Raw genomic sequence first — 14,507 nt, 5'->3', positions numbered from 1 at the left:
GTTATAGTCAGCTAGTGTTGATTGGCTTGCTTTTCCAACAGTTTCTTGATTTCCTTCAAGTAGGTTTCGGACGGTGTTGGAACAGCTTCTGCTTTTTCTTTGCGGACGACTTTATTAATCAACTTAACCAGTAAGAAGACTACAAAGGCGATGATGAGAAAATTAACAATCGCATTTAGAAAGGCACCATATTTGAAGACGGCATCACCAACCGAAAAGGATAATCCAGTTAAGTTCATTTTGCCAAGAAAAATCCCCAGTAACGGGTTAAGTAAGTTGGTGGTCAGGGAGGTCACAATTGCGGTAAATGCCGACCCAATGATAACCCCAACGGCTAAGTCAATCACGTTTCCTCGCGAAATAAATTCTTTAAACTCTTTTAGCATTGTGTCACTCACTCGCTTTCTAAACTATTTAATCCTAGTGTAGCGAATGCAGGGGAGTCATTGCAAATGAAAAGCCGTTCGGTCGAACGGCTTTTCTTACTATTTCACACCATTGACGACGAACTTAGGCTTGTTGCCATTCAATACGGAAACGGTATTGGTTGCGACAATTTCAGCCATGGCATCGCGGGCTTCAACGGTGGCGTTGCCAATGTGTGGCGTTAAAATGACGTTATCAAGGGATTTGAAGCCATCATCCACTTCGGGTTCTTTTTCGTAAACATCTAAAGCAGCGCCAGCAATTTCACCTTGTTTTAACGCATCAAGTAAGGCGAGTTCATCGATGACGGGTCCACGGGCTGCATTGATGAGGAACGCACTATTTTTCATTTGTTTGAATTCTGCAGCCCCCAGCATGTGGTGGGTTTCGGGTGTTGCTGGCAGGTGAAGCGTAATCACATCAGAATCGCTAATTAGGGTGTCTAACGGAACAAACTTGGTGCCCAGTTTAGCTTCTACTGTGGCATCTAATTGGGTTCGTTGTGTATAAATGATATTCATATCAAAAGCTTTTAGGCGAGTCGCAACCGCTTGGCCAATTTGACCCATACCAACAATGCCGACTGTTTTATGAGCAAGTTCACGGCCCAAGAAGAATAATGGCGACCAACCATTAAAACCAGTACTGCGCATCAGCTTGTCGCCTTCGACAATTCGATGTGCGAGGCTGACCAATAGACCCACGGTAACTTCGGCAGTTGAAGTTGTCGAAACTTTAGGCGTATTGGTGACTGGAATGCCTTTAGAGGCTGCATAATCGGTATCAATATTGTTAAAACCAGCACCGTAGTTGGCGATTAATTTCAAGTTTGGTGCGGCATCAATTACTGATTGATCAACTTTAGTTGAGAGTGGGGTAATCAAATAATCCACGTCAGCAACCCGACTGATTAGCTCTGGGGTTGTGATTAGTTTTTCACCCTTAAACGTGTCAATTTCTAGACCGGCTTCTTGTAAAATAGATAATGCATGTGCTGGAATTTCTCCAGTTAATAGTACTTTTGCCATTAAAGTCACTCCTCTTCCGATTTAGGTTACACCTCCATTCTAGCGCAATTCTTCGCTATTGAAACCGGTTTCTTGGAAAATGTGGCAATGCCGCCGGTTTTACCGTAAAATAGGGGACATAAACTTTTTGGAGTGGAAATAATGACGAGATATAAAATGATTGTCACAGATTTAGATGAAACATTATTACAAGCTAATGGCGATTTGTCCAAGGTCAACGAATTGGCCATAAAACAAGCAATTGAGGCAGGAATTCTATTTGTCCCTAATACAGGGCGCCAATTTGACTCCATTCAACCGCTGTTGGAGCAGGTGGGGGTAAAAGATCAATCAAACAACTATGTCATTTCCTTCAACGGTGGCGCCACCGTTGAGAATTATCAAAATGCGGTTCAAATTCTTCATCCACTAGATCGTGTAATTGCGGACAAGGTCTTTCATTTGGGCTTGAGTTTTCCGAATACGTCAGCGCACATCAACGCTTTGGGAAAAATGTTTGCTTATGGAATCAGCTCCGATGAAAAGCATTACTTAGAAACACGAGGCGTCTTTTTCGATGAACTACCTGAACCCAATATGGATCTGATTGGCGACCGGGTTGTCATGAAGGTTATTTTCAATAACGCCGATCCTGATGTGAGAACGCAAATTCATGATGCAGTGCTGGCTGAACTGCCAACTGAACTAGTTGCCACTTATTCATCAAATCGGTACGTTGAATTTAACCCAGCTGGTGTCAATAAAGGTACGGCGATGTTAGAATTAGCAGATAAGTTAGGCATCGCGCATGATGAAGTCATCGCGATTGGCGATAATTTTAACGACTTGCCAATGCTACAAAAAGCGGGGTTATCAGTCTGTGTCGCTAACGGCCGTGATGAAATTAAAGCTATTGCCGACTACGTTACTGAGAACGATAATGAACACGGCGCAGTTGCTGAAGTCATTAATAAATTTATATTCGAATAGGAGAATTTCAATGCCAAAGTGGTTATCATATACCATCATTCTGGGAGTCCCCCTGGTGATTATTAGCACGGTCCTCTACTTTACCTATGGTTGGCCAATTAACTCAGTAACGACAATTATTGTTTGGTTTGTAACCTGGCTAGTTAGTATGATGGTGGTGACCGTCCTTTATATGTGGCTGATTATTGGCCTTTGGCGCAAATAAAAGGGCCATCACTGAAGTAATGGCCCTTGAAACAAGGCGCGTTACAAGATTGGGGAATCCCATAGCGCTATCACTCACCTAGGTAAATGATAAAGCATTTCATTGTGAAATGACTATCATTTCACAATCTAATTTTAACGCAGAAACCTTGTTTTTACTATTGATTGTGTCTTTAAATTAGAATGATACTAAATTTAAGAAGGAAGTTTGTTGATATGGATGAAAGGACACAGTTAACCTCTACAACGCCCAAATTTAACCGGTATCTCTGGTTTGCTTCGTTATTTGTTTTAATTCAATTTGTGCAAGTACCGGTGATTCTGTTTAAATTAATTCCTCAAAATAATATTGGATTGCGACTTGTTAATGCGGTGGCTTATATTGGGGCCTTCGCACTAGTGATCTGGCTAGCGTACTTTTTGCTAAAACGGTTGCCCAATAGAACCTACTTTACCAAATTAACGATGAAGCAGTGGGGGCTGACTTTGATTGGATTAGTGGCCTTCTTTGCAGCAGAAATGGTGTTGAGTACGCTGAATGCTGCTATCGATGGGCAAACTCAGACGGCTAATAATGAAGTCATTCAAAACTTAATGAGCGCTGACAAATGGTCGCTGTATTTGATGGTCATTTCAGGCATTTTCTTATCACCCGTGTTGGAGGAAATGGTATTTCGAGGCTATCTCATGAATGCCTTCTTCAAACCAGAGTCAATTTGGTTACCGGTTATTGTAAGTGGGGTGATTTTCTCACTCGGCCATGGAAGTACAACGATAATGAGTTTCTTGATTTACGCAACTATGGGGGCAATTTTAGCGTTTGTTTATCGGCGAACGGGAAGTTTGAGAGCTTCTATTGCTATTCACATGATTAATAACGCGTTTGCGATGTTGGCACTTTTAGCATCTATTCTAGTGACAAAATAACCACGCTGTCCGAAAACAGCGTGGTTTTATTTTGCTTTGAGATCTTCATTATTGGCGACAGTTTCAAGTTTTTCGCCGATTTCTTTTAATTTATTTACAGCAGCTTGATATTCATCAACCGGAATACCAGCCATAGTTAGGCAACTGTTGACACGGTCGTAAATTTCATCACGGTGTGAGTTAGCGTAATCCGTCAAATTAATATCAACTTGGCGTTCATCTTCAGTGTTGCGCTTACGACTTACCCAGCCTTGTTTTTCTAGACGTTTGAGTAGTGGCGTGAGGGTACCAGAGTCGAGGTTTAACTCCGCACCCAATTGACGAACGCTCAAGGGAGACTTATCCCAAAGTGCTACTAACGTAATAAACTGAGGATAGGTTAAATCAAACTTGCTTAATGCAGTTTGGTAAAAGTGATTATAGTTTTTATTTGCCGAGTAGATAGCAAAACAGAGCTGGCTATCTAAATGAATTGGTACCGTATGAGACATGAGCAAAACCAACCCTTCTTATTTTTAGTTCGTAAATTACATTTTACACAATTTTTCCCTGGTCGGCAAACTTCCTTTACGTTTCCGAGCTAAAAGTCGAAGAACGGGTTAAAGTGGGGTATAATTGAATTAATTAAAAGAGAAGGGATGATTGCTATGGATGAAACGATTTTCTTCAACCCTGGGGATTCAATCGGTAACTTTCATGATTATAACGAAGCAGTTGCCAAGGCCCAAATATACCGCGAAAAGAACAACATTGAGAATGGCCACGTTTTAGTGGTGAAGGGCGTCGATGACAATAAGTCATTCGATATTTTCCTTGCGGATAACACTGTGAGTCATGTTGACAGTCCTGCAAATCCCGAATCAAGTAAACCTTATAAAGTTACAGAACGATTTTAAATAGTGACGGTGCAACTTGTGTGCACCGTTCTTTTATTTTAAATAGGTGGAGTGATAGTCATGTTTATGAGTACCGGTGGATACAATCAGGCGCATGTTTTGAAGGGCGTTATCAACGCAACGGCAAAGGTCATGATGCGTTCTGAAAGACCAGATCAATTTGAACTTTTTGACCAATTATTTGATGAAGTGAAGCAAAAATTATTTGCGCAAGCTCAGGAAAAAGATGGGGATGGCGTCATCGATGTTCGATTTAATACCGAAGTGGTGAATCTGAATGTCGCACCCAAATTTTTGGTGGTTCACGGTTATGGCACGGTGATTGCGTTGCCAAAGGAACCAAAAGAATAGATTTATAGAACCTCGCTCCTGTTAATGTGGGAGCGAGGTTTTTTCGGCCAAAAATAGACCAAACACTTTTGCCATTCAGTGCTTTTCCATGCAATTGGCAAAAATAAAAACGCCTATTTCTAGGCGTCTAGTGGAACTGTGATGCATCCGAAGTATTAACTTATGCCCCGAGCAAGATTCGAACTTGTACTTGGTCTCCCAAACAGCGACCTGAACGCTGCGCGTCTGCCAATTCCGCCATCGGGGCAACAACAATAGTAAGTTTACACTATTTTTGATTTTTAGAAAAGGTGTTTTTGCATAAAATCATAACTTTGAATTGGCATTTGGATAAAATTGAAATTTGATGACTAGTTTAGGATTGCCACGCCGACAGTCAGATATGTGGCAAATAGTAACCATAACAGGTAAATACTAAATGAATAACCACTAAATTTATTAGTGACGTAAAATGGTTTAATGCTCATGGCTACAATGATATCCATCACCAAGATGATAATGAGTCCGGCCCAGAAAAGTTCAAATTGAAAGAATACAATGCTCCACGCAAAATTTAATAGAAGCTGCATCAGGAACTTGATCAAATTAGCTTTTTGTAGCGTGCCTGGTGAAACATTGATGAAGAGTAAATAGCCCGAAATAGCGATTAACAGATAAAGGACGGGCCATACGATGCCAAACAAATAGTCAGGTGGTGAAAAAGGCGGCAATACGAGAGAATGGTAGATAGCTTTGATATCGCCCGATAAGACAGATGATAGAAAACCAATGCCCTCAACGGCTAAGATAAAGCCCAGTAAAATGAGTAGTCTCTGTCCTGTACTTTTGACTGTCATTTGAAAGTCCTCCTCTGCTTAGAAATTAATCTAGGTTTTGTAGTTTCTCCAAATTCTCTGTGGTAATCGCGTTATTATACCGAACCTTTAAAGTCATGGCACTGAATTTCAAGATAACTGGATCCTCATAGTTGAGTGTTTTTTGAAACGTAGTGAGTGCATTTTGTAGCTCGTCGTTGATTGGCTCAGATTGCATGATTCGCAGGGTTCCCTTCAAAGATACGGAAGAGTAGTCTGCTTCGTTAAAACAGAAAATTGAAGCGTTGGAGGAACGGGTCATGTTTCGAATGATGGTCGTTTTGCCGCTTGTATAAAACAAAACTGAATTGCCGCTACGATTGATGGGTAAGGGGGTTAATGCAACCTGACAGGGAAATCCTTGCTCATCAATTGTGGCAACTTGAAAAACGTTCGTATCCTGAATGATTTGATTGGCTTTCTTGAGTGCTTCAGTTTTCATGATTTTCGCCTCGATTAGAGAATAGTTTGGTCACTATCAGCCTAACAATAATATGCAGAAGAATGCAATAAAAATGCTGACCCACCTAGAAATCGGTAAGTCAGCATTTTCTAATTGTTTTAGTTCCAGCGACCTGGCTTTGATGGTAATAGCATTAAGATGAAGAACCAGATACCACCGATGATTGGCACGATTTGAATGAGTACCCACCAACCGGAGCGGTCCGTATCGTGAAGTCGACGAACTGAAACAGCAAGTGTAGCAATCCAAACTAGAAGCGCCACAATATTTCGAACTGAGTCGACGCCCAGGTCTTGCCAATTGTAGATTTCTGAAATTGGATGTCCTGTAATGGATTGGATAATTGCAACAATAATAACACCTAAAATCCAGTTAATAATAGCTGGCCACCATTAGTGTGGACGGTCTGAAGTCCCTGAGAAATTAAAAATATTTCGCCAAAAGTCTTTGTATGCTTCAACCATGAAAATACCTCCTAACCTAATCGCAGCTTTTTACGTCTTCAGTATTGGACGAATCGATAAGTAAACCTATCTCCTAACCATAAGTATAATCAAAAATCGAATAAAGAGGGTAAAGTTTGCTCACGGTTTTTTCGAGTAGCTTAATTAAGAGAGTTAAATATGACAAAATAGGATTGCCTCGTGAAATAAACATTGTGAAAGGGTGACTTTTTTAGTATATTTATTGCAGTTATAATGGGATAACTAAACTATTATTTGGGGAGGAACAAAAATGCAAAAGGGGACATTCGCGTCGTATCGTGAAAAGGCCAGGCAGACGCTGGCCGGTCATTGGGGGCTAGCAGCGCTGCTGATGTTGGTTACTTTTTTATTAGTCTCATTTTCGGGTTCGGTTGTTTATGGTATTTTGTCGGCAGCCATTTATTTCACACGGGTAGGGGGGGCTCGCCTTTTTACTAATCGTCGTCTATCTATGTTGGATGGTGATTAGTCAAATGGTGACCTTGGCGCTCAATTTTGTTTATTTTAATTGGTACACGTTAAAAAAAGTACCTAGAGTTCTAGATGCGTTTCCCCTAGCAGCCAAGTACGCTTGGGGGTTATTCAAACTTCAATTTTTGATTGGCTTATTCACAGGACTGTGGGCATTACTGTTTTATATTCCAGGAATTATTAAGAGTTTTTCATATGCACAAAGCTTAAATGTCTATTTTGACCGTTTGAATCACGGGGAAGATCCTACAAAGATTAGTGCTTTGGACTGTATCACGCAAAGTCGACAATTGATGAATGGCAACAAGTGGCGGTTATTTTTACTTCAATTAAGTTTTATAGGCTGGTTACTACTGGCAACACTAACATTGGGAATCGGTTTTCTGTGGCTAACACCGTACGTTATCATGACGCAAATGGCATTTTACGTTGGCCTAAAGGGAGCATCTGATCCGGTTCCTGATCCTAACCCGATGGTCAGTCCGGGTGGCTCAGACTTAATTAGTAGTCAGGTTGCTGAAACTCAGGGAGTTGGTGAATTTAGTCTCGGTGAGCCGATTAAACCGGAACCTACCGTGGAAGATTCGCTCTATAATCAAGCCATGGGAACAACGAATCAAACGCCTAATCCAACACCTAAACGAAACTGGATTTGGTGGCTAGTCGGTGGCGTGATTGCCGTTCTGGTCGTGCTAGCACTGGGCAATGTCGTGAGTCATGGGATTCAGTCTGCGCGGGAAAAACGGGCAGAAACACAAGAATCGAGTTCAACTAGGAAGATTACCATCGATACAGATTCTGACGATGGAAAGGTTGCACCTCATAACGGTATTAAACCCGTAGCTGATTTTACGGATGCCTTAAATGAACGAGGTGGCGCTAGCCGGGCCTCTTCAAACAAGTTTGATCCAAGTTCTAGAACGCTGGAAGTTAATTATGATGTGAAGCCGAAAATTACCGGTATTCGCAAACTTGCTTTGAACTGGCAGAGTGAAAAGTGGCTTGATTCGCGAGCAACAATTGAGAATGCATGGATTGTGAAGATTCCTCAGCAAAAGTTTGAAGTGGGGAGTGGCGAAGAGACGACTGGTGGCCTATTAGTTTTTCACATCAACATCAAGACTGGAAAGTATGATAACAATTATTATCCATCACAGATGACTGTGAAGACGAACTTCGGTAAAGCCTATGATTCGCACTACAAGAGTACTTATATCGATGGTGGTATTCCTAACGATAAGAGCCGTTCGGAGTACGTTTACGTATTTTTGAAGAAATTACCATCAATTAAGTCAATTAACAAACTAGAATTTACGTTTAGCGCATATGCGGGGGACGAAAGCACCGAAGATGGTGATGAAGCGAGTTATGAATTTGGTATGAGAGCAACAAACGTCAGTGGTAATCGGATGAAGGTCACTGATTTGAGTCGAACAGAATAAGATAGGGGCGTGTTGATTTTGTTAATTATTAGTATTTTGATTTTAGTTTTAGTCATTGTGTGTTTGGTATTTTCCATTCGAATCGTGGTTCAGCCCAATGTTGGGGTTGTCATGACACTTGGTAAGTACGAAAAAACGTTGAATCCAGGGTTACATTTTATCAAACCGTTTATTTCCAAAATTGTGACTGTTAGTACAGCTCAGACACCACTTGATTTAGATCAGCAAATTGTGATCACTAAGGATAACGCTGAAATCTCAGTGAAAATTTCGCTTAAATTTCACGTGACCAATATTTCCGATTTCGTCTTTAAAAATGAAAACTCGGTTCGCTCAATGGTTCAAGATACACGGGCATCGCTTCGAGGCATCATTGGTAATAAGGAATTGAATGAAGTGCTGAACGGAACACAAGAAATCAACGCTGCTTTGTTCAAAGAAATCTCGTCCGTGACTGCTGGCTACGGTTTGAATGTTGACCGAATTAACATTGATTCAGTTAATCCATCCCAAGACATCCAGAATTCGATGAATCGATTACTACAAGCTACCCGTGAACGTGATGCAACGATTGCGACCGCTGAAGGTAAGAGTCGTTCTATCACCTTGGAAAATGAGGCTAACAACCGTGCCTTACTTGAAACTAACAAGGCCGAAAACGAAGCTATGGTCACTCGGGCACAAGCAAAAGCAACTTCAGTTAAAATTGAAGCTGAAGCCGAAGCGGTTCGAATTCAAACGGTGAACGATGCGTTACGAGTGGTTGATGGCAACTACTTCGTTGACTTGAATACAAAGGCATTTGAAGAACTAGCTAAGTCGCCGGCCAACACCATTGTGCTACCAAATAAAACGGCAGATACGATGGGGCAGTTACCAGCGATTGGTGAACTGTTGAAAAATAAAAAAGCACCTGCTACAGACGCAGCAGGTGAGTAATGAAAAAGTCCAGATCAGCTGATCTGGACTTTTTTTAGACTTTATAAGTTTTGACTTTTTTGAACCAAGTTGCAGATTTACCGCTTACTGCGAAAATGACCTTACTAGTTGTTTTCACCTTTTTGCTTTTATAAATGGTGATAATCCAACCACCTAAGCTTTTATTGTATGTGGCAGCAACGTATTGCCCCTTGTTGACGGTGCCATACTTTTTAGCCGTATTCTTTTTTAAATCGAAACGGTAAATAACACGCGCCTTCTTCACTTTTCCTAAGTAGACGGTTTGTTTCTTCTTTGTTGCAGCTTCAGCAGTCTGAACGTGATTATCGTTCACCATAGCTGGGCAACGGCCCCAAAACTACTCCCTAAAGTCAAAGCTGCAACAGCCATAACGAGTGACTTGGTTAGCTTCTTAAACATAGTCATATTCTCCCCGTAATTTGAATACGCTTGCATTATAACATACTAAGCGAAAGTAATTGAACGAAAGTCCTTCAAAATATTTAATAAGAAACTAGTGAGCTTTCCGTTAAGAAATATGGTGAAAGCATGATACCATTGTGAAGTAGATTGAGATAGAAGGGATGAGCGAACATGGAAATCGGTATTATCGGTGCAACTGGCAATGCAGGGAAAGCAATCTTTGAAGAGGCGGTCCGTCGAGGACATGATGTGACAGCCATTGTACGAGATCGTGAAAAAGCAGTTGAAGTATTAGGTCATGAAGCAAAAATTTTGGAAAAGGATGCTTTTAGCCTCAGCCAAGCTGATTTAGCGGGTTTTGACTACGTGATTGATGCCTTCAGATCGCCAAAGGCATACGAGCATTTGGATCTTGCTGCCAAATTAATTCGACTATTTCGAGGAAATAAACACACCACACTCTTCTTTATTTTAGGTGCCGCCTCACTGAAAGATCCAAGTGGTAACCGTCTGCTAAAAGCTATTCTAGCTAACAATGCGAACGCCCCTTGGATTGAGACACCTTTACAACAAGTTCACGAGTATGATTTTCTGACTTGGATTGATAATGTTAACTGGACAGCCATTTCACCACAAGGGAACTTCAAAGTAGGGCCAGCAACTGAATACGTGATGGGGACCGATCAGCTGATGCAAAATACTGAAGGTGAATCAGTGGTGACAACTGGAAATGTTGCGGTTGCCATTGTAGATGAAATTGAACATCCTAAGCACCTTCGTCAACGATTTACAGTTGTCGATAAATAATGATTGTGACAATGTCGAACAATGCGTTCGGCATTTTTTTGACGTTTGAACCGTTGTAATCAGTCTCAGTTAGCATGATAATGATAAAAAAGAGTTGAGGAGTAGTCGCAATGATTCGAACAGATAAGTCATTTAACGATTTTAATTGGGTTGAAACCGAAGCTTTAACGGATGAGGAACGAACTGCGCTGGCCGAACAATATGGGCTGACAGAGGAAATGATTACCTACGTTACTGATAAAGATGAAAGTCCGCACTATGTTTACGATGATGACACGGACAATGAATTAATTACGCTTCACGTGCCCTACATTCTGGATCAAACCAAACTAAAATATATTACGCGGCCAGTCAGCTTTTTAATGCATAGTGGCAACCTATTTACGTTTAATGAGAGCCGACTTGAGGAAGTGAATACTATTTTCCAACAAGTGGGCCGAGACTCCACCACTAAACGCGCAGACTTGTTTATTTTGGAGGCTATGTTTGCGATGATGGATAGCTATATTCCCGTCATGCGCCTGATTACCCGTCAGCGAAACCAAATGGACAAGGTGCTTAGCAAAAATGCTAAAAATAAAGATTTAATTGCGCTATCGTACTTGCGACAGACGTTAACGTTCTTCTCGAGTGCGGTCCAGCTTAACCTCGACTTATTAAATAAATTAGGCTCAACTCACTTTGGCAAAACTGGTGATGATGATCGGATGGACGGCATTGAAGATGTGCACATCGAATCAGAGCAGGTGCAGCGAATGATTGAAATTGAAACGCAGGTCGTTGAGCGAATTTCTGACACATTTAATAGTGTCGTTAATAATAATCTGAATGATATCATGGAAATTTTGACGATTTGGTCACTTACCATGGCCGTTCCAACGATTTTGACCGGCTTTTACGGGATGAATGTCCACTTACCCTTTGAAAAATGGGCGAACGCCTGGGTGTTCATTATCATCTTATCCGCGGTCTTCATCATTTGGTTACTAATGATTTTGAAGTTCCACCGACGAAAATAGGTTGTCATTAAAGATGCAATTATTTGATATAATGAACCGTTGGATGACGGTCGAAGGAGGCAATTGAAATGCACATGGACGATAGTTTTGAAGAACGAAAACGCTGCGTAAAATTAGTGCCTATTTTTCAGGGGCTGGATGAAGAACAGACTGGGCAGGTTGCTGAATTAATCGAAATGAAAACGGCTGAGAAAGGCGAATTTTTGTATCGAGCAGGTGAATCTTCAGGAACACTGTACATTATTCACCATGGGCAAGTTCGAATGACTCGCGTGGGTGAGTCCGGTAAGGAGCAGCTTTTGAAAGTGGTAACGACTGGTGAAGTCATTGGTGAACACCAACTTTTTAGCGTGAGTGTGCACGAATCGTTTGCTGAAACAGTGGTGCCGACACATTATTGTGCCATTAAGCACCAGGATATGATTGATTTGCTGAGTCAATATCCTTCGACCGCGATTGCACTGTTAGCCGAGATGTCTAAGCGTCTCGAAGATAGTGAACGCCGCTCAGCTTCATTGACGACTGAAAGTGCTGCCGAACGGTTGGCCAATTATTTGCTCGAAGCAGAGGGGCAAAATGGTGAATATTTCGAACTACCGCTGACCAAGAAAGATCTGGCCTCATACTTAGGTATTACGCCGGAATCTTTATCACGGAAACTCCGAGAGTTTGAAGCGGAAAATTTAATTAAGCAGAGTGGTCGACGCAACATCAAAATCTTGGATCATGATGAATTGAGTTTCCAAGAGTGAAGAAAGCTTAAAAAAGCGTTATGTTGCTAGTAATAGCCAAACAAATTTGATAGTATATTTCTGTTGTGTAATTAAAATAGATTATTTATAAGAACTAAAGGGGATAAAAGCATGTGTGGATTTGTTGGTTACGTTAACCAAAAAGATGTCCCAAGCGACACGATTATTAACATGGCAGATCGGATTAAGCATCGTGGTCCAGATGACGATGCTTACTTTAGCGATGAGGGTGCCGTTATGGGCTTCCGTCGTCTTTCAATCATTGATTTGGCTCATGGTAAGCAACCAATGTATAACCGGGATCAGACCAAGGTCCTCACGTTTAACGGTGAAATTTATAACTACCAAGATATTAGAAAAGAATTAATCGAACTCGGTTACGAATTCCAAACTGAAGTGGATTCAGAAGTCTTGATTCATGGTTACGATGCCTGGGGCCCAGATTTGTTACAGAAGCTCCGCGGGATGTATGCCTTTGTTATTTACGACAAAGCCACCAAAGAAGTGTTCGGTGCGCGTGATCACTTTGGTATCAAGCCACTCTACTACTATGACGATGGTGATACTTTCCTTTGGGCTTCTGAAATTAAGGGCTTCCTTGAACATCCTAAGTTCGTTAAGGAGTTCAACGAGAGTCTTTTACCAGTTCATTTGAGCTTTGAATTTATTCCATCAAAAGAAACGATGTTCAAAAACGTCTTCAAATTACTGCCAGGCCAATACTTCTTTCACAAGGATGGTCAGACAGAAACCCACACGTACTATAAGTTTAACTACGACCACATTGATAACTCACAAACCATTGAAGAAGATGCCAAGAAGATCCGCGGCATCGTTGATGATTCAGTGAAAGCTCACATGATTGCCGACGTTGAGGTTGGAAGCTTCCTTTCAAGTGGGATTGATTCAAGTTACGTCTTGAATGAAGCCGCTAAGTTGAAGCCAATTCAATCATTTTCACTTGGATTCAATAACTCTAAGTACAGTGAGTTGAGCTGGTCGACTGAATTTGCCAAAGAAATTAAGCAAAAAAACACGCCACTCACGATTACGGGGGATGACTACTTTGACATCCTGCCAACGATCATGTACTACATGGACGAACCACTTTCAAACCCATCCGCAATGCAACTCTTCTTCTTATCAAAAGGCACTCGTAAGAGCGTCAAGGTTGCACTGTCTGGTGAAGGAGCCGATGAGTTCTTCGGTGGCTACAACACGTACTTAGAGGCTGTGCCATTTGAGCGCTACCAAAAGCTAGTACCAAAGCTAATCCGTAAGGGACTTGCTAAGGCTGTTGAAAACTTACCTCGTTTCCACGGTAAACGGTTCTTGACGCGTGGGGCGCAACCACTTAGTGAACGTTATTACCGGGTGAACTACGTCTTTAACGAACATGAACGGGATCAAATCTTAAAGAACAAAGCTTTGAACAAGGATACGGCTGAGTATACCCAACATATCTTTGACGATGTGAAGGATAAGGATGAGATTACTCAAATGCAATACTTCGATATCAACACTTGGTTGCCATATGATATTTTGCATAAGGCTGATCGAATGAGTATGTCGAACTCACTTGAAGTTCGGACACCATTGGTGGATAAAGAAGTGGCTAAGTTCGCTTCAACAATGCCAACTAAAACGCGAATTCAAGGTACTGAAACTAAAATTTCACTTCGGACAGCCGCTTTAGCAGAATTACCAGAGCGAGTTGCTAAGAAGGAAAAATTAGGCTTCCCATCACCAATTGCAAGTTGGATTAAGGAAGACAAGTATCGTAAGCGAATTGAAGAAGCCTTTGCCTCAGACGTTGCTCAAAAATTCTTTGATACCGATGCTTTGATGCACATCTTACAAGAACACATTAACGGTAAATCAAGCATGCAAAAGATCTTTACGATTTACACGTTCATTCTTTGGTACCAAGTCTACTTCCCAGAAGATACGACTGCAGATACTTTATCAAAGGTTCACCGTACCGTCGTTTAAATTCACAAAAGGAAACTGAGTCCTGAAACTGACCTGTTTAGCTTAAGTTTTGCTGTCAG

18 protein-coding genes, 1 tRNA gene and 1 pseudogene are annotated in these 14,507 nt (G+C 41.3%); 12 read left to right on the top strand and 8 right to left on the bottom strand.

Going from position 1 to position 14,507, the window contains the following annotated elements; all coding sequences use genetic code 11:
- Nucleotides 1–11: 11 nt before the first annotated feature.
- Together mscL and LOSG293_RS00720 are read right to left on the bottom strand one after the other, a co-directional pair.
- Complete coding sequence (gene mscL / locus LOSG293_RS00725; protein WP_034525780.1) at nucleotides 12–386, bottom strand: large-conductance mechanosensitive channel protein MscL; 375 nt, start codon at nucleotides 384–386, stop codon at nucleotides 12–14.
- A 99-nt stretch (nucleotides 387–485) separates the two neighbouring features.
- On the bottom strand, nucleotides 486–1,454 hold the full coding sequence (locus LOSG293_RS00720; protein ID WP_034525777.1) for a 2-hydroxyacid dehydrogenase family protein: 969 nt from the start codon (nucleotides 1,452–1,454) through the stop codon (nucleotides 486–488).
- A 141-nt stretch (nucleotides 1,455–1,595) separates the two neighbouring features.
- On the opposite strand from LOSG293_RS00720, the gene LOSG293_RS00715 reads away from it, so the two are divergent.
- From LOSG293_RS00715 to LOSG293_RS00705, 3 genes are all read left to right on the top strand, one after another.
- Nucleotides 1,596–2,423: an HAD family hydrolase gene (locus LOSG293_RS00715; protein WP_034525775.1), complete on the top strand. Its 828-nt coding sequence runs from the start codon at nucleotides 1,596–1,598 to the stop codon at nucleotides 2,421–2,423.
- A gap of 10 nt (nucleotides 2,424–2,433) precedes the next feature.
- The gene (locus LOSG293_RS00710; protein WP_034525773.1) at nucleotides 2,434–2,628 is read left to right on the top strand and encodes a hypothetical protein; all 195 of its coding nucleotides are present in this window, start codon (nucleotides 2,434–2,436) and stop codon (nucleotides 2,626–2,628) included.
- 215 nt (nucleotides 2,629–2,843) lie between these two features.
- Nucleotides 2,844–3,554: a CPBP family intramembrane glutamic endopeptidase gene (locus LOSG293_RS00705; protein ID WP_051907129.1), complete on the top strand. Its 711-nt coding sequence runs from the start codon at nucleotides 2,844–2,846 to the stop codon at nucleotides 3,552–3,554.
- A gap of 26 nt (nucleotides 3,555–3,580) precedes the next feature.
- Here the strand turns inward: LOSG293_RS00705 and LOSG293_RS00700 are convergent, their stop codons facing one another.
- Nucleotides 3,581–4,045 carry a MarR family winged helix-turn-helix transcriptional regulator gene (locus tag LOSG293_RS00700; RefSeq protein ID WP_034525874.1) on the bottom strand — a complete coding sequence of 155 codons (465 nt, stop codon included), beginning with the start codon at nucleotides 4,043–4,045 and terminating at the stop codon, nucleotides 3,581–3,583.
- Between the two features lie 156 nt (nucleotides 4,046–4,201).
- Here LOSG293_RS00700 and LOSG293_RS00695 point away from each other — a divergent pair, with 156 nt between their 5' ends.
- Nucleotides 4,202–4,450 carry a hypothetical protein gene (locus LOSG293_RS00695; RefSeq protein WP_034525869.1) on the top strand — a complete coding sequence of 83 codons (249 nt, stop codon included), beginning with the start codon at nucleotides 4,202–4,204 and terminating at the stop codon, nucleotides 4,448–4,450.
- Between the two features lie 60 nt (nucleotides 4,451–4,510).
- The gene (locus LOSG293_RS00690; RefSeq protein ID WP_034525769.1) at nucleotides 4,511–4,801 is read left to right on the top strand and encodes a hypothetical protein; all 291 of its coding nucleotides are present in this window, start codon (nucleotides 4,511–4,513) and stop codon (nucleotides 4,799–4,801) included.
- Between the two features lie 163 nt (nucleotides 4,802–4,964).
- Here LOSG293_RS00690 and LOSG293_RS00685 read toward each other — a convergent pair.
- From LOSG293_RS00685 to LOSG293_RS00670, 4 genes and pseudogenes are all read right to left on the bottom strand, one after another.
- A tRNA-Leu gene (locus LOSG293_RS00685) sits at nucleotides 4,965–5,048 on the bottom strand.
- Between the two features lie 103 nt (nucleotides 5,049–5,151).
- Nucleotides 5,152–5,637 (bottom strand): TspO/MBR family protein, encoded by a 486-nt coding sequence (locus LOSG293_RS00680; RefSeq protein ID WP_034525767.1) that lies wholly within the window; start codon nucleotides 5,635–5,637, stop codon nucleotides 5,152–5,154.
- A gap of 25 nt (nucleotides 5,638–5,662) precedes the next feature.
- Entirely contained in the window at nucleotides 5,663–6,097 is a 435-nt protein-coding gene (locus LOSG293_RS00675; protein WP_051907126.1) for a pyridoxamine 5'-phosphate oxidase family protein, read from the bottom strand.
- A gap of 119 nt (nucleotides 6,098–6,216) precedes the next feature.
- Nucleotides 6,217–6,582 (bottom strand): annotated as a pseudogene (locus tag LOSG293_RS00670) (DUF805 domain-containing protein).
- A gap of 271 nt (nucleotides 6,583–6,853) precedes the next feature.
- On the opposite strand from LOSG293_RS00670, the gene LOSG293_RS00665 reads away from it, so the two are divergent.
- From LOSG293_RS00665 to LOSG293_RS00655, 3 genes are read left to right on the top strand one after another with little or no spacing between them, the layout of a single operon-like run.
- Nucleotides 6,854–7,072: a hypothetical protein gene (locus tag LOSG293_RS00665; RefSeq protein WP_034525764.1), complete on the top strand. Its 219-nt coding sequence runs from the start codon at nucleotides 6,854–6,856 to the stop codon at nucleotides 7,070–7,072.
- On the top strand, nucleotides 7,062–8,516 hold the full coding sequence (locus LOSG293_RS00660; protein ID WP_081919833.1) for a DUF975 family protein: 1,455 nt from the start codon (nucleotides 7,062–7,064) through the stop codon (nucleotides 8,514–8,516). The genes LOSG293_RS00665 and LOSG293_RS00660 overlap by 11 nt, the downstream gene beginning before the upstream one ends.
- A 12-nt stretch (nucleotides 8,517–8,528) precedes the next feature.
- Entirely contained in the window at nucleotides 8,529–9,455 is a 927-nt protein-coding gene (locus LOSG293_RS00655; RefSeq protein WP_034525762.1) for an SPFH domain-containing protein, read from the top strand.
- Between the two features lie 34 nt (nucleotides 9,456–9,489).
- On the opposite strand, the gene LOSG293_RS00650 is transcribed toward LOSG293_RS00655, so the two are convergent.
- Nucleotides 9,490–9,792, bottom strand: coding sequence for a hypothetical protein (locus tag LOSG293_RS00650; RefSeq protein ID WP_034525760.1), 303 nt, complete (start codon nucleotides 9,790–9,792; stop codon nucleotides 9,490–9,492).
- 257 nt (nucleotides 9,793–10,049) lie between these two features.
- Between LOSG293_RS00650 and LOSG293_RS00645 the strand changes: the two genes are divergently transcribed.
- The 4 genes from LOSG293_RS00645 (at nucleotide 10,050) to asnB (ending at nucleotide 14,448) form a co-directional block, all read left to right on the top strand.
- A complete protein-coding gene (locus LOSG293_RS00645; RefSeq protein WP_034525758.1) occupies nucleotides 10,050–10,685 on the top strand; it encodes an NAD(P)H-binding protein in 636 nt (211 codons plus the stop codon).
- Between the two features lie 110 nt (nucleotides 10,686–10,795).
- Nucleotides 10,796–11,704: a magnesium transporter CorA family protein gene (locus LOSG293_RS00640; protein ID WP_034525756.1), complete on the top strand. Its 909-nt coding sequence runs from the start codon at nucleotides 10,796–10,798 to the stop codon at nucleotides 11,702–11,704.
- 68 nt (nucleotides 11,705–11,772) lie between these two features.
- Complete coding sequence (locus LOSG293_RS00635; RefSeq protein ID WP_051907122.1) at nucleotides 11,773–12,456, top strand: Crp/Fnr family transcriptional regulator; 684 nt, start codon at nucleotides 11,773–11,775, stop codon at nucleotides 12,454–12,456.
- A 111-nt stretch (nucleotides 12,457–12,567) separates the two neighbouring features.
- On the top strand, nucleotides 12,568–14,448 hold the full coding sequence (gene asnB / locus LOSG293_RS00630) for an asparagine synthase (glutamine-hydrolyzing) (protein ID WP_034525754.1): 1,881 nt from the start codon (nucleotides 12,568–12,570) through the stop codon (nucleotides 14,446–14,448).
- Nucleotides 14,449–14,507 lie beyond the last annotated feature (59 nt).

Origin of the sequence: Secundilactobacillus oryzae JCM 18671, assembly GCF_000740055.1 — a bacterium.
Taxonomy (GTDB): domain Bacteria; phylum Bacillota; class Bacilli; order Lactobacillales; family Lactobacillaceae; genus Secundilactobacillus; species Secundilactobacillus oryzae.
This window is presented reverse-complemented; position numbering and strand designations above follow the sequence as displayed.

Bases quoted from the DNA above. Each gene is read 5' to 3' on its own strand.
- LOSG293_RS00710 (WP_034525773.1), top strand. From the start codon at position 2,434: ATGCCAAAGTGGTTATCATATACCATCATTCTGGGAGTCCCCCTGGTG.
- LOSG293_RS00680 (WP_034525767.1), bottom strand. From the start codon at position 5,637: ATGACAGTCAAAAGTACAGGACAGAGACTACTCATTTTACTGGGCTTT.
- LOSG293_RS00675 (WP_051907126.1), bottom strand. From the start codon at position 6,097: ATGAAAACTGAAGCACTCAAGAAAGCCAATCAAATCATTCAGGATACG.
- LOSG293_RS00660 (WP_081919833.1), top strand. From the start codon at position 7,062: ATGGTGATTAGTCAAATGGTGACCTTGGCGCTCAATTTTGTTTATTTT.
- LOSG293_RS00690 (WP_034525769.1), top strand. From the start codon at position 4,511: ATGTTTATGAGTACCGGTGGATACAATCAGGCGCATGTTTTGAAGGGC.
- LOSG293_RS00700 (WP_034525874.1), bottom strand. From the start codon at position 4,045: ATGTCTCATACGGTACCAATTCATTTAGATAGCCAGCTCTGTTTTGCT.
- LOSG293_RS00705 (WP_051907129.1), top strand. From the start codon at position 2,844: ATGGATGAAAGGACACAGTTAACCTCTACAACGCCCAAATTTAACCGG.
- LOSG293_RS00715 (WP_034525775.1), top strand. From the start codon at position 1,596: ATGACGAGATATAAAATGATTGTCACAGATTTAGATGAAACATTATTA.
- LOSG293_RS00650 (WP_034525760.1), bottom strand. From the start codon at position 9,792: ATGGTGAACGATAATCACGTTCAGACTGCTGAAGCTGCAACAAAGAAG.
- LOSG293_RS00695 (WP_034525869.1), top strand. From the start codon at position 4,202: ATGGATGAAACGATTTTCTTCAACCCTGGGGATTCAATCGGTAACTTT.
- asnB (WP_034525754.1), top strand. From the start codon at position 12,568: ATGTGTGGATTTGTTGGTTACGTTAACCAAAAAGATGTCCCAAGCGAC.
- LOSG293_RS00720 (WP_034525777.1), bottom strand. From the start codon at position 1,454: ATGGCAAAAGTACTATTAACTGGAGAAATTCCAGCACATGCATTATCT.
- LOSG293_RS00635 (WP_051907122.1), top strand. From the start codon at position 11,773: ATGCACATGGACGATAGTTTTGAAGAACGAAAACGCTGCGTAAAATTA.
- LOSG293_RS00640 (WP_034525756.1), top strand. From the start codon at position 10,796: ATGATTCGAACAGATAAGTCATTTAACGATTTTAATTGGGTTGAAACC.
- LOSG293_RS00645 (WP_034525758.1), top strand. From the start codon at position 10,050: ATGGAAATCGGTATTATCGGTGCAACTGGCAATGCAGGGAAAGCAATC.
- LOSG293_RS00665 (WP_034525764.1), top strand. From the start codon at position 6,854: ATGCAAAAGGGGACATTCGCGTCGTATCGTGAAAAGGCCAGGCAGACG.
- mscL (WP_034525780.1), bottom strand. From the start codon at position 386: ATGCTAAAAGAGTTTAAAGAATTTATTTCGCGAGGAAACGTGATTGAC.